This is a genomic window from Ornithinimicrobium carbonis, from assembly GCF_050703245.1.
Classification (GTDB): Bacteria; Actinomycetota; Actinomycetes; order Actinomycetales; family Dermatophilaceae; genus Ornithinicoccus.
Map to the genome: position 1 here is coordinate 2,819,244 of NZ_CP192647.1, position 25,123 is coordinate 2,844,366.

At 74.3% G+C, this 25,123-nt stretch carries 21 protein-coding genes, 2 pseudogenes and 1 riboswitch; of the genes and pseudogenes, 5 read left to right on the top strand and 18 right to left on the bottom strand.

The window, feature by feature from the left end; genetic code table 11:
• Positions 1–106: 106 nt before the first annotated feature.
• From ACQ95T_RS14165 to ACQ95T_RS14185, 5 genes are all read right to left on the bottom strand, one after another.
• Positions 107–1,102 (bottom strand): BMP family lipoprotein, encoded by a 996-nt coding sequence (locus tag ACQ95T_RS14165; RefSeq protein ID WP_431473028.1) that lies wholly within the window; start codon positions 1,100–1,102, stop codon positions 107–109.
• Positions 1,103–1,392: 290 nt separating this feature from the next.
• A complete protein-coding gene (locus tag ACQ95T_RS14170) occupies positions 1,393–1,737 on the bottom strand; it encodes a M20/M25/M40 family metallo-hydrolase (protein WP_431473029.1) in 345 nt (114 codons plus the stop codon).
• Positions 1,704–2,651: an amidohydrolase gene (locus ACQ95T_RS14175; protein WP_431473030.1), complete on the bottom strand. Its 948-nt coding sequence runs from the start codon at positions 2,649–2,651 to the stop codon at positions 1,704–1,706. The genes ACQ95T_RS14170 and ACQ95T_RS14175 overlap by 34 nt, the downstream gene beginning before the upstream one ends.
• A 67-nt stretch (positions 2,652–2,718) precedes the next feature.
• The gene (locus ACQ95T_RS14180; RefSeq protein WP_425941579.1) at positions 2,719–4,302 is read right to left on the bottom strand and encodes an acyl-CoA mutase large subunit family protein; all 1,584 of its coding nucleotides are present in this window, start codon (positions 4,300–4,302) and stop codon (positions 2,719–2,721) included.
• Positions 4,303–4,328: 26 nt separating this feature from the next.
• Positions 4,329–5,222: a quinone-dependent dihydroorotate dehydrogenase gene (locus ACQ95T_RS14185; protein ID WP_431473031.1), complete on the bottom strand. Its 894-nt coding sequence runs from the start codon at positions 5,220–5,222 to the stop codon at positions 4,329–4,331.
• A 280-nt stretch (positions 5,223–5,502) separates the two neighbouring features.
• On the opposite strand from ACQ95T_RS14185, the gene ACQ95T_RS14190 reads away from it, so the two are divergent.
• Together ACQ95T_RS14190 and ACQ95T_RS14195 are read left to right on the top strand one after the other, a co-directional pair.
• Positions 5,503–6,615: a mannose-1-phosphate guanylyltransferase gene (locus tag ACQ95T_RS14190; RefSeq protein ID WP_425941582.1), complete on the top strand. Its 1,113-nt coding sequence runs from the start codon at positions 5,503–5,505 to the stop codon at positions 6,613–6,615.
• 143 nt (positions 6,616–6,758) lie between these two features.
• Complete coding sequence (locus ACQ95T_RS14195) at positions 6,759–7,916, top strand: glycosyltransferase family 4 protein (protein WP_425941583.1); 1,158 nt, start codon at positions 6,759–6,761, stop codon at positions 7,914–7,916.
• 16 nt (positions 7,917–7,932) lie between these two features.
• On the opposite strand, the gene ACQ95T_RS14200 is transcribed toward ACQ95T_RS14195, so the two are convergent.
• Together ACQ95T_RS14200 and ACQ95T_RS14205 are read right to left on the bottom strand one after the other, a co-directional pair.
• Positions 7,933–8,496 carry a 2'-5' RNA ligase family protein gene (locus ACQ95T_RS14200; RefSeq protein ID WP_425941585.1) on the bottom strand — a complete coding sequence of 188 codons (564 nt, stop codon included), beginning with the start codon at positions 8,494–8,496 and terminating at the stop codon, positions 7,933–7,935.
• Between the two features lie 103 nt (positions 8,497–8,599).
• Positions 8,600–9,190 carry a LysM peptidoglycan-binding domain-containing protein gene (locus tag ACQ95T_RS14205; RefSeq protein ID WP_425941587.1) on the bottom strand — a complete coding sequence of 197 codons (591 nt, stop codon included), beginning with the start codon at positions 9,188–9,190 and terminating at the stop codon, positions 8,600–8,602.
• A gap of 254 nt (positions 9,191–9,444) precedes the next feature.
• Here ACQ95T_RS14205 and ACQ95T_RS14210 point away from each other — a divergent pair.
• Positions 9,445–10,432, top strand: a pseudogene (locus tag ACQ95T_RS14210) (malate dehydrogenase).
• 162 nt (positions 10,433–10,594) lie between these two features.
• Here ACQ95T_RS14210 and ACQ95T_RS14215 read toward each other — a convergent pair.
• The 9 genes and pseudogenes from ACQ95T_RS14215 to pcrA all read right to left on the bottom strand — a co-directional run bounded on the left by ACQ95T_RS14215 (position 10,595) and on the right by pcrA (position 20,776).
• Entirely contained in the window at positions 10,595–10,921 is a 327-nt protein-coding gene (locus ACQ95T_RS14215; protein ID WP_425941591.1) for a DUF3017 domain-containing protein, read from the bottom strand.
• Positions 10,918–11,775 carry a bifunctional methylenetetrahydrofolate dehydrogenase/methenyltetrahydrofolate cyclohydrolase gene (locus ACQ95T_RS14220; RefSeq protein WP_425941593.1) on the bottom strand — a complete coding sequence of 286 codons (858 nt, stop codon included), beginning with the start codon at positions 11,773–11,775 and terminating at the stop codon, positions 10,918–10,920. The genes ACQ95T_RS14215 and ACQ95T_RS14220 overlap by 4 nt, the downstream gene beginning before the upstream one ends.
• Positions 11,776–11,797: 22 nt before the next feature.
• Positions 11,798–13,357: a bifunctional phosphoribosylaminoimidazolecarboxamide formyltransferase/IMP cyclohydrolase gene (purH, locus tag ACQ95T_RS14225; protein ID WP_425941840.1), complete on the bottom strand. Its 1,560-nt coding sequence runs from the start codon at positions 13,355–13,357 to the stop codon at positions 11,798–11,800.
• A 167-nt stretch (positions 13,358–13,524) separates the two neighbouring features.
• Positions 13,525–13,601: riboswitch (ZMP/ZTP riboswitch) on the bottom strand.
• A gap of 2 nt (positions 13,602–13,603) precedes the next feature.
• Positions 13,604–14,203 carry a phosphoribosylglycinamide formyltransferase gene (gene purN, locus ACQ95T_RS14230; RefSeq protein WP_425941595.1) on the bottom strand — a complete coding sequence of 200 codons (600 nt, stop codon included), beginning with the start codon at positions 14,201–14,203 and terminating at the stop codon, positions 13,604–13,606.
• Positions 14,200–15,498, bottom strand: coding sequence for a cell division protein PerM (locus ACQ95T_RS14235; protein ID WP_425941597.1), 1,299 nt, complete (start codon positions 15,496–15,498; stop codon positions 14,200–14,202). Before ACQ95T_RS14235 ends, purN begins: the two co-directional genes overlap by 4 nt.
• 99 nt (positions 15,499–15,597) lie before the next feature.
• The gene (gene sucD, locus ACQ95T_RS14240; protein WP_425941599.1) at positions 15,598–16,488 is read right to left on the bottom strand and encodes a succinate--CoA ligase subunit alpha; all 891 of its coding nucleotides are present in this window, start codon (positions 16,486–16,488) and stop codon (positions 15,598–15,600) included.
• Between the two features lie 36 nt (positions 16,489–16,524).
• Positions 16,525–17,705 (bottom strand): annotated as a pseudogene (gene sucC, locus ACQ95T_RS14245) (ADP-forming succinate--CoA ligase subunit beta).
• Between the two features lie 82 nt (positions 17,706–17,787).
• Positions 17,788–18,192, bottom strand: coding sequence for a cobalamin B12-binding domain-containing protein (locus tag ACQ95T_RS14250; protein WP_425941602.1), 405 nt, complete (start codon positions 18,190–18,192; stop codon positions 17,788–17,790).
• A gap of 67 nt (positions 18,193–18,259) precedes the next feature.
• Positions 18,260–20,776 (bottom strand): DNA helicase PcrA, encoded by a 2,517-nt coding sequence (gene pcrA / locus ACQ95T_RS14255; RefSeq protein WP_425941604.1) that lies wholly within the window; start codon positions 20,774–20,776, stop codon positions 18,260–18,262.
• A gap of 133 nt (positions 20,777–20,909) precedes the next feature.
• On the opposite strand from pcrA, the gene ACQ95T_RS14260 reads away from it, so the two are divergent.
• Together ACQ95T_RS14260 and ACQ95T_RS14265 are read left to right on the top strand one after the other, a co-directional pair.
• Positions 20,910–21,332, top strand: coding sequence for a hypothetical protein (locus ACQ95T_RS14260; RefSeq protein ID WP_425941606.1), 423 nt, complete (start codon positions 20,910–20,912; stop codon positions 21,330–21,332).
• The gene (locus tag ACQ95T_RS14265; protein WP_431473032.1) at positions 21,329–22,825 is read left to right on the top strand and encodes a lysylphosphatidylglycerol synthase transmembrane domain-containing protein; all 1,497 of its coding nucleotides are present in this window, start codon (positions 21,329–21,331) and stop codon (positions 22,823–22,825) included. Before ACQ95T_RS14260 ends, ACQ95T_RS14265 begins: the two co-directional genes overlap by 4 nt.
• On the opposite strand, the gene ACQ95T_RS14270 is transcribed toward ACQ95T_RS14265, so the two are convergent.
• Together ACQ95T_RS14270 and ACQ95T_RS14275 are read right to left on the bottom strand one after the other, a co-directional pair.
• Positions 22,812–23,813, bottom strand: coding sequence for a type 1 glutamine amidotransferase (locus ACQ95T_RS14270; RefSeq protein ID WP_425941611.1), 1,002 nt, complete (start codon positions 23,811–23,813; stop codon positions 22,812–22,814). The genes ACQ95T_RS14265 and ACQ95T_RS14270 overlap by 14 nt on opposite strands.
• Entirely contained in the window at positions 23,810–25,123 is a 1,314-nt protein-coding gene (locus ACQ95T_RS14275) for a MurT ligase domain-containing protein (protein WP_425941613.1), read from the bottom strand. The genes ACQ95T_RS14270 and ACQ95T_RS14275 overlap by 4 nt, the downstream gene beginning before the upstream one ends.

A 25,123-nucleotide genomic window follows, 5' to 3' on the forward strand; every position in this document is an offset into this window, starting at 1 on the left:
CGTTGGCGGTGGTGGCGGTGGGCGACGCCGCAGCGGCCCGACCCGAAGGGCCGGGCCGCTGCGCCGTCGCTGGTGTCCCCGGGGCCTGGCCCCGGGGGTCACCGGGTCACTGCGGGGCGTTCGGCGTCTCGATGGCCAGCTCGCCGGAGACGATCTGCTCCTCGTAGGCGTCGATGACCTCGTTGAGCGGCATCTCCTCGCCGTCGGGGCCGACGGCGGTCTTCTCGGCCACCGCGTCCTCGAAGTCGTGGTACGGCGCCAGGCCGACGCCCTCATTCTCCAGCGTCCCGACGTAGGGCTCGTTGGTGAAGCCGCCCTCGTAGGTCTGGGTGATGGTGTCCTCGACGGCCGGGCCGATCTGCTTCATGACCGAGGTGAGCATGATGTCGGAGTACTCCGAGGCGGTCAGGTAGCCGTCGGAGTCGACCCAGACGACCTTGACGCCCTCGTTCTCGCTGGCGGCCGCGGCTGCGCCGAGGCCGACGGGACCGGCGACGGGCATGATGACGTCGGCACCCTGGGCGATGAACTGCTCGGTGAGGGTCTGGCCCTGGGACTGGTTCTCGAAGTCGCCGGAGAAGGACCCGTCCTGCGCCTCCTTGTCCCAGCCCAGGAGCTGGACCTCGGCGTCGTTGTCCTCGTTGTACCTGTCCACACCGTCGGCGAAGCCGTCCATGAAGATCGCCACCGAGGGCAGCTGGATGCCGCCGAAGGTGGCCACGGTGCCGGTCTCGGTCATGCCGGCGGCGAGGTAGCCGGCCAGGAAGCTGGCCTCGGCGGTGTTGAAGAGGATCGGCTTGGCGTTGTCCAGCTCGACCGGGTTGAAGTCGGCGTCGCTGAAGGCGGAGTCGATGAGGGCGAAGTTGGTGTCCGCGTTGGCGTCCGCGGCCTCCTGGATCGCGTCCTCGAGGAGGAAGCCGACCCCGATGGTCAGGTTGCAGCCCTGGCTGACCAGGTTGTTCACGTTCGTGGCGTAGTCCGCGTCCGACTGGGACTCGACCTCGGTGGTGTCGATCCCCAGCGACTCCGCCGCCGCGTCCAGACCCTCCTTGCCCGACTGGTTGAAGGACTGGTCGTCGAAGCCGCCGGAGTCGGAGACCATGCACGCCTGGAAGTCCTCGGCACCGCCGGCGGCCGCGCCGTCGTCGGTGGCGGCGGTGTCGTCGGTGGCGCCAGCACCGGAGTCGTTGTTGGTGGTACCGGTGTCGGTGTCCTCCGGGGCCTCGCCGCAGGCGGCGAGGACGAGGAGGCGGCGGCACCGACGGCCGCGAGCTTCAGAACCCGACGCACGGGGTCCTCCTTAGATCAGCAGATAGGGTTTGTGCAGTCCTGATGGTATCTCCCCCCGGAACATGCTGGGACGCCCGTCCTGCACCGAAGGGGCGACGGCCCTCAGAGGAGTCCGTCGGGCCCCACGGAGGTCAGGACGCTGGCCGCCAGCACCTGTGCGGCCACGACGACCGCGCGCTCGTCGACGACGAGGTCGCCCTGGTGCAGCTCGTGGGTGGTCCCGCCGGGCGTCCGGGTCCCCAGCCGGGCCATCGCACCGGGCACCTGGGTCAGGTACCACCCCAGGTCCTCCCCTCCCATGGACTGCTTGGTCGGCACCACCGCGTGCGGGCCGAGGAGGGACATCGCCGCCTTGGACAGCGCCACGACGGCGTCGTTGTCGTTGTCCACGGGCGGCACGCCCTTGACGTAGGTCACCTCGGCGCCGACGCCGTACGGCGCCACCACCGAGCGCCGATCTCCTCGATGAGCGGTCCGGTGCTGTGCCACGCGTCGGCGTCGAGGATGCGCAGGGTCCCGGTGCACTCGGCACGCGTGGGGATGATGTTGGGCGCCGAGCCGGCGCGCACCATGCCCCACACGAGCGTGGCGCCGTCCCGGGGGTCCAGGCGTCGGGAGAGCACCGCCGGCACCTCGGTGACCACCTTGCCGAGCGCGTAGGTGAGGTCCTGGGTCAGGTGGGGCCGGGAGGTGTGCCCTCCCCGGCCGGTCAGCGCCACGTGCACCGAGTCGGAGGCGGCGGTGATCGGACCCACGCGCAGGCCGACCGACCCGACGTCCACCGAGGGGTCGCAGTGGACCGCCAGCAGGCGGTCCACCCCGTCGAGCCCGCCGTGCTCCATGACCGTGTGGGCACCGCCGGGGATGGTCTCCTCCGCCGGCTGGAAGAGGAGGCGCACGCCGATCCGCCGCCGCACCAGCTCGTCCTCGACCGCCTTGAGCGCCAGCCCGGCACCGAGGACGCCGACGGTGTGCACGTCGTGGCCACAGGCGTGGCACACCCCGTGGGTGCGCGAGGCGAAGGGCAGGCCGGTGGCCTCCTCCAGCGGCAGCGCGTCGAGGTCGGCCCGCAGGGCGATCCGCACGCGGGGGTCGGGGTGGCCCAGGTCGGCCACGGCCCCGGTCCCCGGGAGCGCCGTCACCTCGACCCCGGCGTCGGTGAGCACGTCGGTGACGAGGGCGGTCGTGCGCAGCTCGTGCCAGGAGAGCTCGGGCTGCTGGTGGACCGTGCGGCGCAGCTGGACCAGCCGCTCCGCCATACCCTCCACGTGCCGACCGACCGTCTCGACGATCCCGGGGTCCTCCCGGGGGGTCCAGGAGTCGTCGGCGCGTCGGGCGCGGCGGGCGGTAGGGGTCGTCACGGGGGTTCTCTCACCTCGGTCGGCGGCGGGTGGTCGACCACCCAGGGTACAACCCCACCCCGCCCGGTCAGAACGTCTCGTGCGGGACGTGCTGACCCCAGACCTCCCGCAGGGCGTCGGCGACCTCGCCCCCCGTGGCCCTGGCGGCCAGCGCCTCGCGCATGGGGGGCAGGACGTTGGCGGTGCCCTGGGCCGCGGCGCGCAGGTCGGCCAGCGCGCGGTCCACGGCGCCCTGGTCACGGTCGGCCCGCAGCCGCTCCAGCCGTTCGGCCTGGGCCGCCTCGATGGTCGGGTCCACCCGCAGCGGCTCGTAGCGCTCGTGCTCCTCCACGGTGAACCTGTTCTGCCCCACGACGACCCGCTCGCCCGAGTCGATCTGGAGGGCGTTCTCGTAGGCCGACCGCTCGATCTCGCCCTTCTGGAACCCCTGCTCGATCGCCCGGACCGCTCCCCCACGGTCCTCGACCGCCTGCATCAGCGCCTCGACGGCCCCCTCCAGGTCGTCGGTGAGGGACTCGACCACGTAGGAGCCCGCGAAGGGGTCGACGGTCTTGGTCACGTCCGTCTCGTAGGCCAGGACCTGCTGGGTGCGCAGGGCCAGCCGGGCGGCCTTGGCGGTCGGCAGGGCGATCGCCTCGTCGAAGGAGTTGGTGTGCAGCGACTGGGTCCCGCCCAGGACCGCCCCGAGCCCCTGCAGGGCCACCCGGACCAGGTTGATCTCCGGCTGCTGGGCGGTGAGCTGCACGCCCGCCGTCTGGGTGTGGAAGCGCAGCATCATCGACCTGGGGTTCTGCGCACCGAACTCCTCCTTCATCATCCGGGCCCAGATGCGGCGGGCGGCACGGAACTTGGCCACCTCCTCCAGCAGCGTGGTGCGGGCGACGAAGAAGAAGGAGAGCCTCGGGGCGAAGTCGTCGACGGCCAGCCCGGCGTCGAGGGCGGCCTGGACGTAGGCCTTGGCGTTGGCCAGCGTGAAGGCGACCTCCTGCGCCGGGGTGGCCCCGGCCTCGGCCATGTGGTAGCCGGAGATGGAGATCGTGTTCCAGCGCGGGATCTCCTGCTGGCAGTAGGCGAAGATGTTGCTGATCAGCCGCAGGGACTCCGCCGGCGGGTAGATGTAGGTGCCGCGGGCGATGTACTCCTTGAGCACGTCGTTCTGGATCGTCCCGGTCAGCGAGGACGCGGGGATGCCGTTGCCCTCCGCCACGAGCTGGTACATCAGCAGCAGCGAGGCGGCCGGGGCGTTGATCGTCATCGAGGTGGACACCTCGTCCAGCGGGAGCCCGTCGAAGAGCAGCTGCATGTCCTCGACCGAGTCGATCGCCACGCCCACCTTGCCGACCTCGCCGGAGGCCAGCGGGTGGTCGGAGTCGTAGCCCATCTGGGTGGGCAGGTCGAAGGCGACCGACAGCCCGCCGGTGCCGTTGGCGACCAGCTCCTTGTAGCGGGCGTTGGACTCCGCCGCGGTGCCGAACCCGGCGTACTGGCGCATGGTCCACGGACGCCCGGTGTACATGCTCGGGTAGACCCCTCGGGTGAAGGGGTAGGCACCGGGCTCGCCCAGCCGGGTGGCGGGGTCGAAGCCGTCCAGGTCCTCTGGTCCGTAGCGCGCCCTGATCGGCAGCCCGGACTCGGTCGTCGCCTCTGACATGACCTCAGCCTACTGTCGGGCCGCGCTCACGCCGGGCCGGGCCCGCGCCGCACCTCCCCGGCGGGCCGGGACGCCGCACCCGCTGCCCGCACGGCCTCTCCCAGCAGCCCCGGTCCGGCGTAGACGAGGCCGGTCCAGAGCTGCACCAGGCTGGCCCCCGCGTCGAGCATCGCCCGCACGTCGTCCCCGGTCATCAGGCCGCCGACCCCCACCACCGGCAGGTCGGTGCGCGCCACGACGCGGGCCACGACCTCCCGGGCACGACGGGTCAGCGGCGCCCCCGAGAGCCCGCCGGCCTGGGCGGAGGCGAGCTCGCGCTCGGCGGGCACCACCCCGTCCCGGGACAGCGTCGTGTTGGTGGCGACGATGCCCGCGACCCCGGCCCCGGTCGCCACCTCGAGCGCCTCGTCCAGCGCGGGGTCGGTCAGGTCGGGGGCGAGCTTGACGAGGACGGGCGTGCCGGCGGCGGCCCGGACGACCTCGGTGAGCAGCTCCCGGAGGGGCCCGGCGTCCTGCAGCGAGCGCAGCCCCGGCGTGTTCGGGCTGGAGACGTTGACGGCCAGGTAGTCGGCCAGCCCCTCCAGAGCGGCCACCGACGTCAGGTAGTCGCCCACGGCCTCCGGCACCGGGGTCACCTTGCTCTTGCCGATGCTCACCCCGACCGGCACGTCCACGAGCCCGGCCTCCCTGGCCGCCCTGAGCCGGTCGGCCAGGGCGTGCACCCCCTCGTTGTTGAAGCCCATCCGGTTGAGGACCGCACCCGACGCGGGCAGCCGGTACAGGCGCGGCCGCGGGTTCCCCGGCTGCGCGACGGCGGTCACCGTGCCCAGCTCCACGTGCCCGAACCCCAGCGCGCCCCAGGTGGGCACCGCCCGGCCGTCCTTGTCCATGCCGGCCGCCAGGCCGACCCGGTGGCGCATCCGCAGCCCGAGCACCTCGACGGCTCGGTTCCCACGCCCCGCCCCCCCACGGCATACCCCGCCAGGGAGGCCAGGGCCCGCGTCGGGGCGGTGGCCCCCAGCCCCTGGGCCAGGGATACGGTCGCGTGGTGGACCCGTTCGGCGTCCGCGCGCCACAGCAGGGGCCGCACCACCCTCCGGTATGCCGTGACCGCGACGGCGCCACCGGCACGGCGGGCGGGGGCGGACGCGGCGGTCGGACCCGGGGGCGCAGGCATGGCGCCACCCTAGACTGAGCCCCATGCCCACCCCGGACCCGGCAGGAGACCTCGTGCCCGACCTGACCGCCGTGGTCCCCGCCGGGGGCTCGGGGACCCGGCTGTGGCCGTTGTCGCGCGCCGCCTCCCCGAAGTTCCTGCACGACCTCACCGGGTCGGGGCGCTCGCTCCTGCAGGACACCGTGGAGCGTCTGCGGCCGCTCGCGGGGGACCGGGTCCTCGTCGTCACCGGGACGCGGCACGCGGACGCCGTGCGTGAGCAGCTGCCCGACCTGCTGCCGGCGAACCTGCTCGTGGAGCCCGGCCCCCGGGACTCGATGCCGGCGATCGGCCTGGCGGCCGCGGTCCTGGAGCGGCGGGACCCCGAGGCGGTGCTCGGCTCCTTCGCCGCCGACCACGTGATCGAGCAGCCGGAGGTCTTCCGCGAGCGGGTCCACCAGGCGGTGCGCGCGGCCCGGGAGGGTCTGCTCGTCACCCTCGGGATCACGCCCACCCGCCCGGCGACGGGCTTCGGCTACGTGCGGGTGGGGCGGGCGCTGGGGGTCACCGGGGCGCCGCAGGTGCGGCACGCCGAGGCGTTCGTGGAGAAGCCCGACGCCGAGCTGGCGGCGGAGTACGTGTCCTCCGGCACCTACCTGTGGAACGCCGGGATGTTCGTCGTGCGGGCCGGCACGCTGCTGGAGCTGCTGGCGACGCGGCATCCCCGGATGGTGCAGACCCTGCGCCGCGTGGCCGAGGACCCCTCCGCGATCGAGGAGCTCTGGGGGTCGCTCCCGCGGATCTCGATCGACCACGCGGTCGCCGAGCCGGCCGCCGCGGCGGGTCGGGTGGCGGTCGTGCCGGCGCCGTTCGGCTGGGACGACGTCGGCGACTTCTCCTCCCTGGCCGACCTGCTGCCGGAGTCGGCCGAGCACCCCGGGCTGCGCGTCCTGGGCCCCGGCCACCTCGTCGTGGACGAGGGGTCGACCGGCCTCGTCGCGCCCCGGGGTGGTCGGACCGTGGTGACCCTCGGACTGCAGGACGTGGTCGTCGTGGACACCCCCGACGCCGTCCTGGTCACCACCCGGCAGCACTGCCAGGACATCAAAGGCCTGGTGGAGACCCTGCGCCGCACCGGTCGGGAGGAGCTGACCTGAGCACCGCCGGCGAGCACGAGGACCCGCCGCGCCGCCGCGGGCGGTTGCGGGACGGGCTCGGCCACCCGTTGCTCACCCGACGCTCACCCGCCGCACACCCCACGGTCGCCCCCGGCACACCCGGGACCCCCACCCTGGAGCACGTGCGCGTGGCCATCGTGACCGAGTCGTTCCTGCCGGCGTTGAACGGGGTCACCACGAGCGTGTGCAAGATCCTGGAGAACCTCCGGGCAGGCGGCCACGACGCCCTCGTCGTCGCACCGGGGACCAGCCCCTGGAGCCCGACCGCCACCCCCGAGTGGTACGCCGGGTTCCCGGTGCACTCGGTGACGAGCGTCCCGGTGCGCCAGTTCCGGGTCGGGCTGCCCTCCTACGAGCTGGAGACGGTGCTCCACCGGTTCGCGCCCGACGTGGTCCACGTGTCCTCGCCGTTCGTCCTCGGGGTCCGGGGCCTCATCGCGGCCCGGGCCCTGGGGCTGCCGTCCGTGGCGGTCTACCAGACGGACATGCCCTCCTACATCCGCCAGCACTCCGGTCCCGCCGGCGACCTGACGTCCCGTGCGGCCTGGCGCTGGATCCGCCGGATCCACCAGCAGGCCGACCTCACCCTGGCCCCCTCCACCGCGGCCCTGCACGACCTGGCGGACCACGACGTGCCGCGGGTGGCCCTGTGGGGCCGGGGCGTGGACGCCGACCTCTTCCACCCCGGCCGCGCGGAGGAGCCGGCCACCCGCGCGCTGCGGGCGCGGCTGGCTCCCGACGGGGAGGTGCTGCTGGGGTACGTGGGCCGGCTGGCCCCGGAGAAGGAGCTGCACCGCCTGGCCGAGCTCGTCGACCTGCCCGGGACCCGGCTGGTCCTGGTCGGGGAGGGACCCAGCCGGGACCAGCTCGAGGCGCTGCTGCCGGGAGCCGCGTTCCTGGGCCGTCGGGAGGGGCTCGACCTGGCCCGGGCCTACGGCGCCTTCGACGCCTTCGTGCACACCGGCACCCGGGAGACGTTCGGTCAGACGCTGCAGGAGGCCTCCGCGTCGGGGCTGCCGGTGGTCGCCCCGGCCCGGGGCGGACCCCTGGACCTGGTCGAGGTGGGCCGCACCGGCGAGCTCTTCGACCCCGACCGGCCGGGGTCGCTGCGAGCCGCCGTCCAGAGCCTGCTCGAGCAGCCGGACGCCGCCGGGCGGCGCGCCCGCGCCGGAGCGGCCGGGCGCGCGCGCGTGGTGGGTCGCTCCTGGCCGGCCCTGGTCGACCAGCTCCTGAGCCACTACGGCCGGGTCGTGGCGGACGCCGCCCGCGCGGTCGCCTGAGCGGACGGGTCGCGCCTCAGCCGGCGAGCGCGAAGTCCTGCACGACCTGCCAGATGCCGTCCCCGCCGTGCAGGTAGAGCCGGAAGCTGACCGCCTCGAAGGTGCACGAGAACGCGGCCAGGTCGGCGAAGGCCCGGTCGAGGACCTCGGGCGAGCGGTCGTGGGAGATCGTCACGTGCGGGTGGTAGGGATAGTCGAGCCGTCGCTCCACCGGCCCCGCCCGCACGTCCCGCTCCAGGCGCTCGCAGCTCGACACGCCCTGCGACACCTGGACGAAGACGACGTCGGAGACGGGCCGGAAGGTGCCCGTCCCCCGCAGGATCACGGTGAACGGGTCGTGCGTGCGCGCCACCGCCGCCAGGTGCTGGCGCAGGGGCGCCACGAGGTCCGGGGTGATCGGGGTCGGCGGCAGCAGCGTGATGTGCGTGGGGATGTGGACCGCGCCCGGCTCGCCGTAGTCCTGGCGCAGCCGCTGCAGATGGCCTCCCCAGGGCTCGGGCACCGGGAGGGCCACCCCCACGACGGGAGCGGCGGGCACGTGCGTGGTCGGGCCGTCGGGGGCGGCTCCGGGAGCGGACACGCGGTTCACCCTACCCGGGGGCGGGCACGGGCCCGCCGACGCGCTGCGCCGACGGGCCCGGAACCGGGGGGTGACCCTCCCCGACCTGGGCCGGGGGCCGGGCTCAGCCGGCGGGAACCTTGAAGACCTGACCCGGGTAGATCAGGTCCGGGTTGTCCAGGTTGTTCAGGCGGGCCATCTCGTCGGCGTCGACGCCGTAGTGCTCGGCGATGCCCGCCAGGGTGTCGCCCCGCTGCACGGTGTGGGTGCGGTGCTGCGCCGCCTTCGTCTGCTCGGCCTTGTGCGCGACGGCGTCGGAGCGCTGCTCAGCGGCCTCCTGCTCGGCGCCGGCCTGCTGCTCGGCCGCCTCCTTCTTGGCCCCCGCCTCAGCCTGGGCGGCCTCCTTCTGGGCCTTCGCCTCCGCCTGGACGACCTCCTTCTCGGCCTCGGCCTCAGCCTCGGCCGCGTCCTTCTTCGCCTCGTCAGCCAGCCGCTGCTTGGTCGTCGCGTCCTCGGCGGTCATGCTGTCGGCCGGGTCGTCGGCCTTGCGGGCGGCCTCGTCGGCCTCCCGCTGCGCCTCGTCGGCCTTCGCGCGTGCCTCCGCCGTGACCCGGTCGGCCTTCTCCTGCGCCTCCCGGGCACGCTCCCGGGCGCTCTCGGCCCGCGCCTCGTCCGAGCCGGTCAGCGCGTCCTTGACCTTGTCGAAGAAACCCATCGTCCACTCCTTCCACCGGTGCGGGGCGGGGTGGGTCGCCACCCCCGGGTGTCCCGGCCGGTCCGGACGCCACGCTATCCGGCGGGGCCGACCCCCGCCACCCCGTGGGGGGACGGCGCCCGCCGTGGCGCCCGCATCCGGCTCAGCCGGCCCGGCGGGCCGGTGCTAGCGTCGGACCGACGGGACCGCAGCCGCCCGGGCTCGGGCCTGCGGGACCCGGCGCAACCCCATACCCGAGGAAAGGGCACCCCCTCATGAACGCACCCGTCAAGGTTGCCGTGACCGGCGCCGCCGGTCAGATCGGCTACAGCCTCCTGTTCCGCATCGCCTCGGGCGAGCTGCTGGGCAGGGACACCCCCGTCGAGCTGCGGCTGCTGGAGATCACGCCCGCGCTGAAGACGCTGGAGGGGGTCGTCATGGAGCTCGACGACTGCGCGTTCCCCACGCTGGCCGGCATCGAGATCGGCGACGACCCGGACGTGGTCTTCGACGGGGTCAACGTCGCGCTGCTCGTCGGCGCCCGCCCCCGGAGCAAGGGCATGGAGCGCGGCGACCTGCTGGAGGCCAACGGCGCGATCTTCACCGCCCAGGGCAAGGCCCTCAACGACCACGCCGCGGACGACGTCCGCGTGACCGTGACCGGGAACCCCGCCAACACCAACGCCCTCATCGCCCGCAGCAACGCCCCCGACATCCCGGCCGAGCGGTTCACCGCCCTGACCAGACTCGACCACAACCGGGCCATCGCCCAGCTCGCCGCCAAGGTCGGTGCACCGGTCACCGACATCACCCGGATGACCATCTGGGGCAACCACTCCGCGACCCAGTACCCCGACCTGTTCCACGCGAAGGTGGGCGGTCGCAACGCGGCCGAGGCGGTGGGAGACCAGGAGTGGCTGGAGAACACCTTCATCCCGACGGTCGCCAAGCGCGGCGCCGCGATCATCGAGGCGCGGGGCTCCTCCTCCGCGGCCTCCGCGGCGTCGGCGACGATCGACCACACCCGCGACTGGCTGCGCGGGTCGCCCGAGAACGACTGGGTGTCGATGGGCCGTCACCTCCGACGGGTCCTACGGCGTGGCCGAGGGCCTGATCAGCTCCTTCCCGGTGACCACCCGGGACGGCGGCTACGAGATCGTCCAGGGCCTGGAGATCGACGACTTCTCGCGCGGTCGCATCGACGCTTCCGTGGCCGAGCTGGCCGAGGAGCGCGACGCGGTCACCCAGCTCGGGCTGGTCTGAGGACGCGGCACCGGTCGGTCCGACGGGACCGCCGCCGCTGACCACGGGCCCCTCCCCCGCCGGGGAGGGGCCCGTGGCGCGTGACGCGCAGGGGCGGGCGCGCCACGCGGGGAGTCTGCCGGCGGCCGCAGGTCGCGTCCCTGGCCAGGTGCGCCGCCGGTCTCAGAGGATGCGCAGGGTGGCCGCGAGCACGGCGACGGCCAGGCCGAGCAGCGCCATGATCGTGGCGTCGACCCAGCGCGAGCGCACCGCCAGCCCCCCGACCGCGGCGTCCGGCAGCAGGATCCGGGCGAGGGCGAGGACGCCCATGGTCACGCCCACGGCATACCCGTAGGCACGCAGGTTCTCGGTGACGAGCAGCACCGCCGCCACGGTGAGCCCCGCGACGCCGGCACCCCACCACAGGCCGAGCGGCTGCCGGGGCACGGCGGCCCTGCGCTCGGCCTCGGGGTCGTCGTCCAGCGGTCCTGCGGGTGGCCCCGGGCTCACGCCGGGCCGGCGCCGGCGGCCCGTTCGGCGGCCTCCACCACGTTGCTCAGCAGCATGGCCCGCGTCATCGGCCCGGCGCCGCCCGGGTTGGGCGACAGCCACCCGGCCACCTCGGCCACGTCGGGGTGGACGTCGCCGGCGATCTTCCCGTCGCGGCGGGCCACCCCGACGTCGAGGACCGCGGCCCCCGGCCGGACCATGTCCGGGGTGATGAGGTCGGGGACACCGGCGGCCGCGACGACGACGTCGGCCCGGCGCGTGTGCGCGGCCAGGTCACGGGTCCCGGTGTGGCACAGCGTGACCGTGGCGTTCTCCGAGCGTCGGGAAAGGATGAGCCCCAGCGGGCGCCCGACGGTGAGACCCCGGCCCACCACGACCACCTCTGCCCCGGCCAGCGGCACGTCGTAGCGCCTCAGCAGCTCCACGACCCCGACCGGCGTGCACGGCAGGGGCGCCGGCTCGCCCAGCACGAGCGAGCCCAGGTTGAAGGGGTGCAGACCGTCCACGTCCTTGACCGGGTCGACGCGCGAGAGGATCGCGAACTCGTCCAGCCCGGTGGGCTGCTGCACGAGGAAGGCCGTGCACGCCGGGTCCGCGTTGAGCTCGTCGACGACGGCGAGCACCTGGTCGAGGGTCGCGTCCGCCGGCAGGTCGCGCCGCAGGCTGGCGACGCCGATCTCGGCGCAGTCGCGGTGCTTGGCCCCGACGTACCACGAGCTGGCCGGGTCCTCCCCCACGAGCACGGTCCCGAGCCCCGGGACCGTCCCCCGCCGGGCCAGGGCGCTCACCCGTGTCCGCAGCTCGTCCTTGATCGTGGCGAGGACGGCCTTGCCGTCCAGGATGGTGGCGCTCATGGGCCCGAGTGTAGGTCGTGGCTCAGTGCGCGAAGTGTCGGGTGCCGGTGAAGTAGGTCGTCACGCCGGCGGCCTCCGCCGCGGCGACCACCTCCTCGTCCCGGACGGAGCCTCCTGGCGCGACGACGGCCCGCACCCCGGCGTCCAGGAGCACCTGCAGGCCGTCGGCGAAGGGGAAGAACGCGTCCGACGCGGCGACGGCACCGGCGGCCCGATCCCCGGCCCGGCTCACCGCCAGGTGGCAGGAGTCGACCCGGTTGACCTGGCCCATCCCGATCCCGACGCTGGCCCCGTCGGAGGCGAGCAGGATGGCGTTGGACTTCGTGGCCCGCACGGCCCGCCAGGCGAACTGCAGGTCGTCGAGGGTGGCCTCGTCGGCGGGCGGGCCGGCGACCAGCCGCCAGCGCGACGCGTCGTCACCGCCGTCCTCGACGACGGCGTCGACGGCGTCCACGGACTGCAGCAGGAGCCCGCCGGAGATCGGACGGGTCTCCGTGCCGCCGGCGGAGGGCGGGGCCGCCCGCAGCAGGCGCAGGTTCTTCTTCGTCCGCAGCAGCTCGAGGGCGTCGGCGTCGAAGTCGGGGGCGACGACGACCTCGGTGAAGACGTCCTTGAGCTGCTCGGCCATGAGCAGGGTGACCGGCCGGTTGGTCGCCACGATCCCGCCGAACGCCGAGACCGGGTCGCAGGCGTGCGCCCGGCGGTGCGCCTCGGCGACGTCGGCCCCGACGGCGATGCCGCAGGGGTTGGCGTGCTTGATGATCGCCACCGTCGGGCGGTCGCCGTGGTCGGACGCGGCCCGGCGGGCCGCGTCGGCGTCGACGTAGTTGTTGTAGGACATCTCCTTGCCCCCCAGCTGCTCGGCCTGGGCGAGCCCGGGCGTGGGCCGGAAGCCGTCGGCGTAGAGCGCAGCGCGCTGGTGGGGGTTCTCGCCGTAGCGCAGCACCGCCCTGCGCTCCCAGGTCGCACCGACCCAGGCGGGGAACCCCGAGCCGTCCCCCGTGTCGGTCAGCACGCTGCCCATCCAGGAGGCGACGTGCACGTCGTAGGTGGCGGTGTGCACGAACGCCTCGGCGGCCAGTCGCCGCCGCTCCGGCAGGTCGAAGCCCCCGCCGGCGGCGGCGGCCACGACCCGGGGGTATGCCGCGGGGCTGGTGACCACGGCGACGCTGCGGTGGTTCTTCGCGGCGGCCCGGACCATCGAGGGGCCGCCGATGTCGATCTGCTCCACGCAGGCGTCCTGGTCGGCGCCGGAGGCGACCGTCTCGGTGAACGGGTAGAGGTTGCAGACGACGAGGTCGAAGGGCTCGACCCCGAGCTCCTCGAGCTGGGCCACGTGGTCGGGGTTGGAGGTGTCGGCCAGCAGGCCGGCGTGGACGCGGGGGTGCAGGGTCTTGACCCGGCCGTCGAGGCACTCGGGGAAGCCGGTGAGGTCCTCCACCCTGGTCACCGGGACGCCCAGCTCCTCGATCCGGGCGGCCGATCCCCCCGTGGAGACCAGCGCCACCCCGGCGCGGTGCAGGCCGGCGACCAGCTCGTCCAGACCCGTCTTGTCGTAGACCGACACGAGGGCCCGGCGCAGCGGCCGTCGACCGTCGTCGTCCCCGGCCTCGCGGACGGTCGCGACGTCGGGCGCCGCGGGAACCTCGGAGGTCGCCGGTGCGCCGGGACCGGCGGGGTCGGAGCTCTCGCTCCCGGGGGTCGGGCGGGGGTCCTGCACGGCGGGTCTCCTCAGCGGTCGGATCGCGGTGCGGGCACCCAGGCGGGCGATGCCCACGACGTCACTCCCCGGTGGTGGTCCACCCTCGCCAGTCGTGTCGCGGTCAGTCTAGCGGCCGAGCAGGCGCGGGAGCTCCTGCACGAGGAGCTCGCGCTCGGCGGCCTTGATCCGCTCGTGCAGGCTCTCCTCGGTGTCGTCCGGCAGCACCGCGACGGCACGCTGGGCCAGGATCGGCCCGGTGTCCACCCCGGCGTCGACACGGTGCAGCGTGCACCCGCTCACGCGGACCCCGTGGGCCAGGGCGTCCCGGACGGCGTGGGCCCCCGGGAAGGACGGCAGCAGGGCCGGGTGGGTGTTGACGACCACGAAGCGCCCGAGCACCGCGGGGCCGAGGATCTTCATGAACCCGGCGGAGAGGACGAGGTCGGGCCGGTGCTCGGCCAGGGCCTCCGCCAGCGCGACGTCCCAGGAGGCCCGGTCGGCATGCTCCCGGAGAGGCACCACGAAGGTCGGCAGTCCCCGGTCCCGGGCCCGGTCCAGACCGGCGATCCGGTCGCGGTCGGCGCCGACCGCGACGACCGCGACGCCGTAGGACGGGTCGACGCAGGCCTCGAGCAGGGCCTGCAGCAGGGTGCCCGTCCCGGACACGAGCACGACCACCCGCGCCGGGGACGACGACGCACCCGGGGGCTGCGTGGTCGGGGTCACCGACGGCCGAGCCGTCCGCGACCGACCAGGTGCCGCACGCTCACGACGAGCAGCGCGCCCACGGCGACCTCGGCACCCAGGAGTCCGGCGACGTGCCACGGCCGCACGCCCACGGTGCCCAGCAGGCCCGGGGTCAGGCCACCGGAGGACAGCCAGCCCAGCAGCAGGGCGACCAGGGCCACGGTCGCGGCCCCCACGAGCGCGGTCGCGGCCTTGGACCACCAGGTGGACAGCCGCGGCGCGGACCCGGCGACCCGGTGGCCCAGCCATCCGCCGGCGACGAGCGGCACCAGGGCCATCGCCCACAGGCCCGGCGGCAGGGCCCCCGGTTCCGGCAGGGCGCCCAGGACCGGCAGGAGGGGCAGGTCGCCGGGCGTGGAGCCGGTCCAGCCGACGTGCACGGTCCCCACGTGCACCCCCGCACCGGCCAACCAGGCGAGGGCCCAGACCATGAGGTTGGGAAGGACGAGCAGCTGGGCCAGGGTGAGCACGACCGTGCCCACCCAGCCGGCGTCGAGGGCGGCGTAGAGGGCCAGCACCCGGTCGCCCCGCATCAGCAGCAGGCCCAGCACCATGAGGAAGGCGACCGCGGAGAACCCGACGAGGACCTCCACCGCCGGGGCCGCCGCCCTGCGCACGCTCGTCGGCGTGCGCCGGGTCATCCACCGCAGGCCCGCGTCCACGACCGGGTGGTCGGCCCGCCGGTGCTCGGCCCACCACACGCCCAGGACCGCCAGCGCCGGGACCAGCAGGGCACCGGGCAGCAGGCTGGGGAGCCACACCGGGGCGACCCCGAAGCTGGCGGTGTGCGCCAGGAGCAGCGCGGCCACGGCATACCCCAGCACGAAGGCGACCGCCTCGTCGCCCCCGAGCGCGTGCCAGGCGGCGCGCCAGCCCCCGATGCGGGGGACGCGCGAGCGCAGGTCGGTGCGGGTGAGCACGACCTGGTGCGCGGCGTAGGCGCAGACCCCCACGAGCAGCGCGGTGAGCGCGAGCGGTGCCAGCACCACGTCGGTGCCGTCGGCGCGCACCTGCGCCCGGTGGGCCAGGGCCCAGACGTCCACGGAGGCCCCCAGCGTCTGCCAGAACGAGGCCGTGCTGCGCTCGTCGGCGACCCACGTGACCACGGTCGGCAGGGCGACCGCGATCGCCCCGAGCAGGACGCAGGCCGCCCCGGAGAGGACCGCCAGGAGCAGGCCGACCAGCCGCCCCGCCGTCAGCCCACGGGGGCGCGGGTCGGGACGGTCCCGGGGGCCGGGGTCGGGGACGGTCTCGGGTCGCTGCAGCACAGTCATGGCCCGCCCATCGTCGCGCGTGGGGGGTGGACCCGGACGCAGGCGCGCCGACGGGCGGCCCCCGGAGGGAGCCGCCCGTCGTGCGCTGCCGCAGGTGGGTCAGTCCAGCCCGGCGACGATCTCCCGCATGAGGCGGGCGGTCTCCGAGGGGGTCTTGCCGACCTTGACGCCCGCGGCCTCCAGCGCCTCCTGCTTGGCCTGCGCCGTCCCTGAGGAGCCGGAGACGATGGCGCCGGCGTGGCCCATCGTCTTGCCCTCCGGTGCGGTGAAGCCGGCCACGTAGCCGACCACCGGCTTGGTGACGTTGTCCTTGATGTAGTCGGCCGCCCGCTCCTCGGCGTCGCCGCCGATCTCGCCGATCATGACGATGGCGTCGGTGTCGGGGTCGTCCTGGAACGCCTGCAGGCAGTCGATGTGGGTGGTGCCGATGACCGGGTCGCCACCGATGCCGACGGCGGTGGAGAAGCCGATGTCGCGCAGCTCGTACATCATCTGGTAGGTCAGCGTGCCCGACTTGGACACCAGGCCGACCCGGCCCGGCCCGGCGATGTCGGCCGGGATGATGCCGGCGTTGGACTTCCCGGGGCTGATGAGGCCGGGGCAGTTGGGCCCCACGATGCGGGTGGTCCCCCGGTCCCGGGCGTAGGCCCAGAACTCGGCGGTGTCCCGGACCGCGATGCCCTCGGTGATGACCACCAGCAGCGGCATGCCGGCGTCGACCGCCTCGATCACCGCGTCCTTGGCGAACTTCGGCGGGACGAAGACGACGGACACGTCCCCCCCGGTCGCCTCCATCGCCTCGGCCACGGAGCCGAAGACGGGCACGGTGGCACCGCCCTGGAACTCGACCTCGGTGCCGGCCTTGCGGGGGTTGACGCCGCCGACCACCTGGGTGCCGGAGGCGAGCATCCGCTGGGTGTGCTTCATACCCTCGGAACCGGTCATGCCCTGGACGATGACCTTGGAGCTGTCGTCGAGGAAGATTGCCATAGGAGTCTCTGATCCTTCGTTCGTGGTCTCGGGGGCTTACTTGGCGGCCAGCTCGGCAGCGCTGCGGGCGGCGCCGTCCATGGTCTCCTCGATGGTCACGAGGGGGTGGGCGGCCTCGGCGAGGATGCGCCGGCCCTCCTCCACGTTGTTGCCGTCGAGGCGCACGACCAGGGGCTTGGTCTCCTCGTCGCCGAGCATCTCCAGGGCCTTGACGATGCCGTTGGCGACCGCGTCGCAGGAGGTGATGCCGCCGAGACGTTGACGAAGACCGACTTCACCTGGTCGTCGCCGAGGATGACGTGCAGTCCGTTGGCCATGACCTCGGCGGAGGCGCCGCCCCCGATGTCGAGGAAGTTGGCGGGCTTGGCGACCCCTCCGGTGAACTCCTCGCCGGCGTAGGCGACCACGTCCAGGGTCGACATGACCAGGCCGGCGCCGTTGCCGATGATCCCGACGTTGCCGTCGAGCTTGACGTAGTTGAGGTCCAGCTCCTTGGCCTGCGCCTCCAGGGGGTCGGTGGCGGCCTTGTCCTCCAGCTCGGCGTGGTGCGGCTGGCGGAAGTCGGCGTTGGCGTCGAGGGTGACCTTGCCGTCGAGGGCGACGATCTGCCCGTCCTCGGTCTTGACCAAAGGGTTGACCTCCACGAGCGTGGCGTCCTCCTCGCGGTAGACGGTCCACAGCTTCTGCAGCACCGGGACGATCTTCTCCCCCGTCTCGGCGTCGAACCCGGCCTGCTCGACGATCTCTCGGGCCTTGGCCTCGTCGATCCCGGTGTTGGCGTCGACCTCGACCCGGGCCAGCGCCTCGGGACGCTCGACCGCCAGCTGCTCGATCTCCACGCCGCCCTCCTTGGAGCACATCGCGAGCAGCGAGCGGTTGGCGCGGTCCAGCAGGACGGAGAAGTAGTACTCCTCGGCGATGCGGGCTCCCTCGGCGATCATCACGCGGTGCACCGTGTGTCCCTTGATGTCCATCCCGAGGATCGCCTCGGCGGCCTCGCGGGCCTCCTCGGGGCTCTTGGTCACCTTGACGCCGCCGGCCTTGCCCCGACCGCCGGTCTTGACCTGGGCCTTGACCACGGTGACGCCGCCGGACCCTGCCCCGACCCGCTCGGCGGCCGCCTGCGCGTCCTCCGGCGTGTCCGCGGTGGCACCGGCCAGCACGGGGACGCCGTGCTTCTCGAACATGTCGCGTGCTTGGTACTCGAACAGATCCACGAGTCAGCTTCCCATCGTGTGGTGGTGGTTGGTCGGAACAGGTGTGCCACCGGCCCGGGGCGGACGCCCGGGGGGCCGGACCTCAGGCGGGCTGGGCGAGGTGCTCGTCCACCCATCGGGTGATCGCGGAGGTGCTGCTGCCGGGGGTGAAGACCTCGGCCACCCCCATCTCCTTGAGCACCGGGATGTCGTCCTCCGGGATGATCCCACCGCCGAAGACGACGATGTCGCGGGCGTCCTGCTCGGTGAGCAGGTCCAGGACCCGCCGGAAGAGCGTGAGGTGGGCACCGGAGAGGACCGACAGCCCGATCGCGTCCGCGTCCTCGGCGACGGCGGCGGCGACGATCTGCTCGGGGGTCTGGTGCAGCCCGGTGTAGATCACCTCCACGCCGGCGTCCCGCAGGGCGCGGGCGACCACCTTGGCTCCCCGGTCGTGGCCGTCGAGACCGGGCTTGGCCACGACCACGCGCAACGGTGATGAGGTCATGGCCGCAGACTATCGCAGGGCCTGCGGCCGTCGACGCGGCCGGTCGGGTCCGGCCCGCCGCCGGCGATCAGAGCTTCTCGAGAGGAGCCACCCGCAGCAGGAGGCGCTTGACGCCGGTCTCGCCACCGAAGTCCACGTGCGCCATCGCGTGCCGGCCGGTGCCCTCGATGCGCACCACGGTGCCCAGGCCGAAGGAGTCGTGGCTGACCCGGTCCCCCTCGGACAGGGTGGCCAGCTGAGCCTCCTCCGCCTCCGTCCGGGACCGCCGGGGGGCGCTGCCCCGGGGGTCGAGACGCACCGCGGCGGGCCGCCCGGGGCCGCGGTCCCCGCCCCAGCCACCCTGCCAGCCCATCCCCTCGGCCGCCGAGCGGCGCCCGGTCATGCTGCTCCGGTCGGCGTCGGTGCGCTGCCAGGTGACCAGCTCCTCGGGGATCTCGTCCAGGAAGCGCGAGGCCGGGAACCACTGCGGGGCCCCGAAGGCGGCCCGGGCACCGGCCCGCGACAGGTGGAGCTGCTCGCGCGCCCGGGTGATGCCGACGTAGGCCAGCCGGCGCTCCTCCTCCAGCTCGGCCGGGTCGTCCAGGCTGCGCTGGTGCGGGAAGGTGCCGTCCTCCAGGCCGGTCAGGAAGACGACCGGGAACTCCAGTCCCTTGGCCGTGTGCAGCGTCATCAGCGTGACCACGCCCCCACCGTCGCCCCCGTCCGGGATCTCGTCGGCGTCGGCCACCAGGGACACCTGCTCGAGGAAGTCCACGAGGCCGCCCTCGGGGTAGGTCTCGTCGAACTCGCGCGCGACCGTCACCAGCTCGGCCAGGTTCTCCACCCGGGTCTCGTCCTGGGGGTCGGTGCTGGCGCGCAGCTCCGCGAGGTAGCCGGTCCGCTCCAGGATCGCCTCGAGCAGGGCCCCGACCCCGCTGTCGGGGTCCTCCGCGGTGCGGCCCAGGCCCTCGAGCAGGGCGGTGAAGCCGTTGATGGCGGCCACCGACCGGCTCGCGATGGCGGGGGCGTCGGCCGCCCTGCCCAGCGCCGCGACGAACGGGATCCGCTCCCGCTCGGCGAGGGCGGCCACCGCACCCACCGCCCGGTCGCCGATGCCGCGCCGGGGGGTGTTGAGGATGCGCCGGAGGTTGACGTCGTCGGCGGGGTTGGCCACCACCCGCAGGTAGGCGAGCGCGTCCTTGACCTCCCGGCGCTCGTAGAACCGCGTGCCGCCGACCACCTTGTAGGGCAGGCCGGTGCGGACGAGGACCTCCTCCAGCGCCCGCGACTGGGCGTTGGTGCGGTAGAAGACGGCGACGTCGCCGGGGCGGACCCCCCGCTCGTCGGCCAGCTCGTCGATCCGGCGGGCCACGAACGAGGCCTCGTCGTGCTCGCTGTCGGCCACGTAGCCCACGATCGGGTGTCCCTGCCCCGCCTCGGTCCACAGCCGCTTGTCCCGGCGCTGGGGGTTGCGGGCGATGACCGCGTTGGCGGCCTGCAGGATCGTGGCGGTGCTGCGGTAGTTCTGCTCGAGCAGGATGGTCCTGGCGTCGGGGTAGTCCTGCTCGAACTCCACGATGTTGCGGATGGTGGCGCCGCGGAAGGCGTAGATCGACTGGTCCGCGTCCCCGACGACGCACAGCTCCGCCGGCTCCAGCGTCCGTCCGGCCCCGTCGACGATGTCGCCGGGGGTGCCCACCAGTTCGCGGACCAGCGCGTACTGGGCGTGGTTGGTGTCCTGGTACTCGTCGACCATGACGTGCCGGAAGCGGCGGCGGTAGTGCTCACGCACGTCCGGGAAGGCCCGGAGCAGGTGCACGGTGGTGGCGATGATGTCGTCGAAGTCGAGCGCGTTGGCCTGCCGCAGGCGGCGCTGGTACATCGTGTAGGCCTCGGCGACCTTCTGCTCGTACGGGTTGGCACCGACCCCGGCGGCGAAGGTCTCCTCGTCGACCAGCTCGTTTTTCGCGGCGGACACCTTGGCCAGGAAGGCCCGGGGAGGGTAGCGCTTGGGATCCAGGTCGAGGTCGCGCACGACCATGCCCATGAGCCGTTGGCTGTCGGCCGCGTCGTAGATGGAGAAGGTCGAGCGCAGACCGGCGGTGGTCGCCTCCCGCCGCAGGATGCGCACGCACGCGGAGTGGAAGGTCGAGACCCACATGGCCCGTGCCCGGGGACCGACGAGGGTCTCGACCCGGTCGCGCATCTCGGCGGCGGCCTTGTTGGTGAACGTGATGGCGAGCACCTGCCCGGGGTGGACGCCGCGCCGGGCCAGGAGGTAGGCGATCCGGTGGGTCAGGACCCTGGTCTTGCCCGACCCGGCGCCGGCCACGATGAGCAGCGGGCTGCCCTCGTGCACGACCGCCTCCCGCTGCGGATCGTTCAGCCCCTCGAGCAGCTGGGCCACCGACCTGCCCGGGCCCTGGGATCCGCGCGCCCCCTCCTCCGACCCCCGTCCGGACGTCCGGACGGGGGTCGGGGACCCCTCCCCGACCGCCCAGGCCGGGACCCCCCGCTCGTCGACGTCGTCGGCGCGGGCGGCCGCACCGGCCGGCGGTGCGGACGGCGGAGCGTCGAAGGAGAGGTGGTCGAACAGGCTGCTCATCGTCCGACCATGGTAGGCGTCGTCGGCGACGCTCCCGGCCGACCTCCACAGCCCGACCGGCACGCGCGCCGCATACCCTGGGACGCGTGTGCACCCCTGCGAGCCCTCCCGGACCCGGCCCGGGCACCCCGTCGTGAGCGCCCTCGCCCTCGCGGCGCGGGCCACCGACGGCACGTCGAGCTACCTGGACGCGCCGACCCTGGTGATCCTGGTGGGCGGGCTCCTCGTCGCCCTCCTCAGCCTGGTCGCCGGGCTCGACGGGCGGGCCCCCGGTCCGGTGACCGTCGGTGCCACGGTGCTCCTGCAGGTCGGCGCCCTGGCCTACCTGGGCCTCTACCTCTGGCGCCAGGTGGCCGGGCAGTCCCCCGGAGGCCCCGGGTGGGAGCTGTGGGCCTACCTGGTGACGATCGCCTTCCTGCCGGCGGTCGCGCTCATCTGGGCCCGGGAGGAGCGCACCCGGTGGAGCACGTTCGTGCTGTCCGTCGCGGCGTTCACGGTGGCGGTCATGGCGGCCCGGTCGGCCCAGATCTGGTACGGCGTCGGGTTCGCCCCGTGAGGGCACCGACCGCGCACGCCGGTGACCGGCGGCACGGACCCGGACGGGTGATCCTGGCGCTCTACCTCGTCTTCGTCATCGGCACCGTCTCCCGGTCGGCGGCCCAGATCCTCACCCGCTTCGAGGCGGCCCCGCTCGCCTACTCGCTGTCGGCCCTGGCAGCCGTCGTCTACGTCGTGGCGCTGGTCTCGCTGTCCATGCCCGGGCGGACGGCCTGGTGGGTCAGCGTCGTGGCCCTGTCCGTGGAGCTGGTCGGGGTCCTGGTCGTGGGCACGTGGAGCCTGCTGGCCCCGGAGATGTTCCCCGACGCCACCGTGTGGTCCGGCTACGGGGTCGGCTACCTCCTCATCCCGCTCGTGCTGCCGGTCGCAGGGCTGTGGTGGCTGCTGTCGGGACGGGGCGCCCGGCTCGAGGGACGGCGCCCCGGTGGCGGCCCGGTGAGCCCCGCCGTCCCCACGCTGCGCGTCCCGGGGTGGCGCGACGTGCTGCAGTCCGTGCTCGGCCTGGCCGTGGTCGCCCTGCTCATCGCCTACGGGCTCCCGTCCCTGCTGGACACGTCCTGGGACGCCATCGGCACCCAGCTGGGACGGCTGCGCCCGGGGCCGGCGGTGGCCATGGGGGCCCTGCTGCTGGCCGGTCTGTACTGCTACACCTTCGTCCTCACCGGGTCGCTGCCCGGCCTCGGGGCGGGGCGGGCGCTGCGTCTGAACGCGGTGACGGCGACGATCGCCAACCTGGTCCCCCTGGGAGCCGCCGTCGGCGTCGCGGCCGCCTGGACCATGCTGCGCACCTGGGGTTTTCCGCGGCGGGCCATCTCCAGCTCCTTCCTCGTCACCGGGGTGCTCAACGTGCTCGCCCGGGTCGCCCTGCCGGTCGTCGGCTGCCTCGTGCTCGTGGCAGGCCCGGTCGACGCCCCGTCCGCGGTGGTGGCCGGTGCGTGGGTGGCGGGAGCCCTGGGGACGGGCGTGGTCGCGGGGACCGCCCTGGTGCTGCTCTCGGACCGGGTGGCGACGGCGGTCGCGACCGTGGTCCGGCTGGTCGCCACGCCGTTCAGCAGCCGGGTCCGCGCCTCGCACGCCGTCGCCGACCTGGTCGTCGGGGACCAGCGGCGACGCGTCCGCGAGGTCGTCGGCTCCCGCTGGGGCACGATGACCCTGGGCATGACGGGCCAGTTCGTCCTCCTCTTCGGGCTCTACTGGCTGGCGGCCCGCACCGTCGGCATGGACCTGCCGGTGGCCGCCCTCGTGTGCGCCTACACCTTCCGCCAGCTGCTCACCGTCATGGCGGTGACCCCGGGCGGGCTGGGTGTGACCGAGGTGGGGACCGCGGGGGTGCTCGTGCTGCTCGGCGGGGACGCCGGTGCGGCGTCGGCCACGGCCCTGCTGTATGCCGTGTACGCCCACCTGCTCTCGTCGTCCCGTTCGGGCTGGCCGCCCTCCTGCACTGGTGGGTGGGTCCCGGACGGGCGGTCGTGGCCCGTCAGCCCGTGGTGACGGGCGGCCGTCCCGACCGGCCGGGGACCCAGGACGGGAGCCACCGGGGAACGGGCCAGGCCCCCCCGTCCGACTGACCGGCGCGCAGCAGGCGCCGCACCTGGTGCTCGTGCGCCCGCTGCGCCAGGGTGTCGTCCACGGCCTCGGGCACGAAGTCCCCGGTCGCGCGGCGGGCCGCGATCTGCAGCAGGCCGTCGGCGAGACCGGGGTTGGCCGGCAGCACCGGCCCGTGCAGGTAGGAGCCGATGACGTTGCCGCTGCGCGCACCCTCCGTGCCGTCGTCGCCGTTGTTGCCGCTGCCGACGCGCACCCGGCCGAAGGGCTCCTGCCCGGGCGCCAGGACGGTGGACCCCGAGTGGTTCTCGTAGCCCACGACCTCGCCCAGCCCCGTCTCCAGGACCACCGGCCCGATCATCCGGGTGGCGTTGCCCGTCGTCGTCACCGACAGGATGCCCAGGCCGGGGAGCCGGGTGCCCTCCACGGTGACGAACGCCTCGCCGAAGAGCTGGTACATCCCGCAGATCATGAGCATCGGCACCCCGTCCGCCGCCAGCGCCCGCAGCCGGTCGCCGTTGGCCGCCAGGTCGTCCTGGACGCGGGCCTGGCCGCTGTCCTGCCCTCCTCCGCCGAGGACGAGGTCCACCCGGTCCGGCCAGGGTGCGCCCGGGTGGTGGTCGTGCACCACGGGACGGTACCCGTGCCAGCGTAGGCGGGACGCCAGGCAGCGGGTGTTGCCCAGGTCGCCGTAGATGCTCATCTCCCGGGGGTAGAGGTGCACCAGGTGCACCTCGCCCTTGTCCGCGGGCACGTCCGCCAGCTCGGTGACGGCCCGGGGCAGCCCGTCCCCGAACTCCGGCGGCAGTGCGGGGCCTGGGGCGGACCCGGCGGACGCGGGGTCCGGGGCGGACGCGGGGTCCGGGGCGGACGCGGGGTCCGGGGCGGACGCGGGGTCCGGGGCGGACGCGGGGTCGTCGGGCAGACCGCTCATGCCGTGGGGTCCTCTCCGAAACGGGCCAGTCCGTAGCGCTCGGCCAGCCGCCGACGCAGGTGCATCATGGCGGTGTAGGTGCAGAAGATCCGCGTGGGCCGACCCCGGTGGTCCTCCAGGAACCGGTCCAGGGCCCGGTCCAGGTCCGTCTCCACGGCGCCGACCTCCACGCCGTCGTAGCGCAGGCGCAGCGCCATGTCCCACCCACGCACCCCGCTGGTCAGCGCCACCCCGCGCTCCCGCAGGGACTCGAAGGACACGTCGTAGAGCCAGGAGACGTCCCGCCCGTCGGCGTAGTTGTCGTTGATGGCCACCATCGTGTCGACCGGCTCGTTGCCGTAGGTGCCGAGCGCGACGGTGAACCCGGCGGGGTTCTTCACCAGCACCAGCTCCAGCGGGGCCCCGTCGACGTCGACGACCTCGCCCCGCCCGAACGGAGGCTCCACCGCCGCCAGCGCCCGCGCCGCGATCTCGGTGGAGAACTCCTCCCCGAGCAGCTCCCGGGCGGTGGTCGTGGCCGCCGTGGCGTTGATCATCGCGGCCAGTCCGCGCTGGCGCAGCGTCAGGGGGCCGACGTCGGTGCCGCCGGGGAAGCGCACCGTCAGGGCACGGCCGTCCGCGTCCGGCAGCAGCAGGCCGTCGTGCGTCCCCAGCGACGGGCGCTCGTCCGCGTCCTCGAACCGGACGTCGGCCTCCTGCAGCTCCGGCAGACGGTCCGCGATGCTGGGGTCGACCCCGAACCAGCGCACCCGCACGCCCGGCGCCAGCCGGCCACGCACCCGGGAGATGAACGAGTCGTCGGCGTTGAGCACCACCCCCGTCGTCGTCTGCTCCGCGAGCCGGGTCAGCAGCCGGGCGGTGTGGTCGATCTCGGCGAACCGGTCCAGCTGGTCGCGGGCCACGTTGAGCAGCAGCGCGTGCGTGGGCGGCACCTGGGCCACGAAGTGCAGCGCGTGCGCCTCGTCCAGCTCCACGACCGCCACGTCCGCCTCCAGCCGCCCGTCCAGGCGCACCTCCCCCAGCAGCGAGGAGATGACCCCGCGCGTGAAGTTCGACCCGGTCGGGTTGGTGAACACCCGCCATCCGTGCGCCCGCAGCAGGGCCACGAGCATCTTGGTGGTCGTGGTCTTGCCGTTCGTGCCCGACACCACGACGACGCCCCGGGGCAGCGACCCCAGGGTGTGCCGCAGCACCGCCGGGTCGATCCGCTCGGCGACGAGGCCCGGGAGCGCCGAGCCCCCGCCCCGCAGGCGCGAGGCGAGCCGGGCCCCCCGCCCGGCGACGAGCGCCGCGGTGGTGCGCAGCCGCAT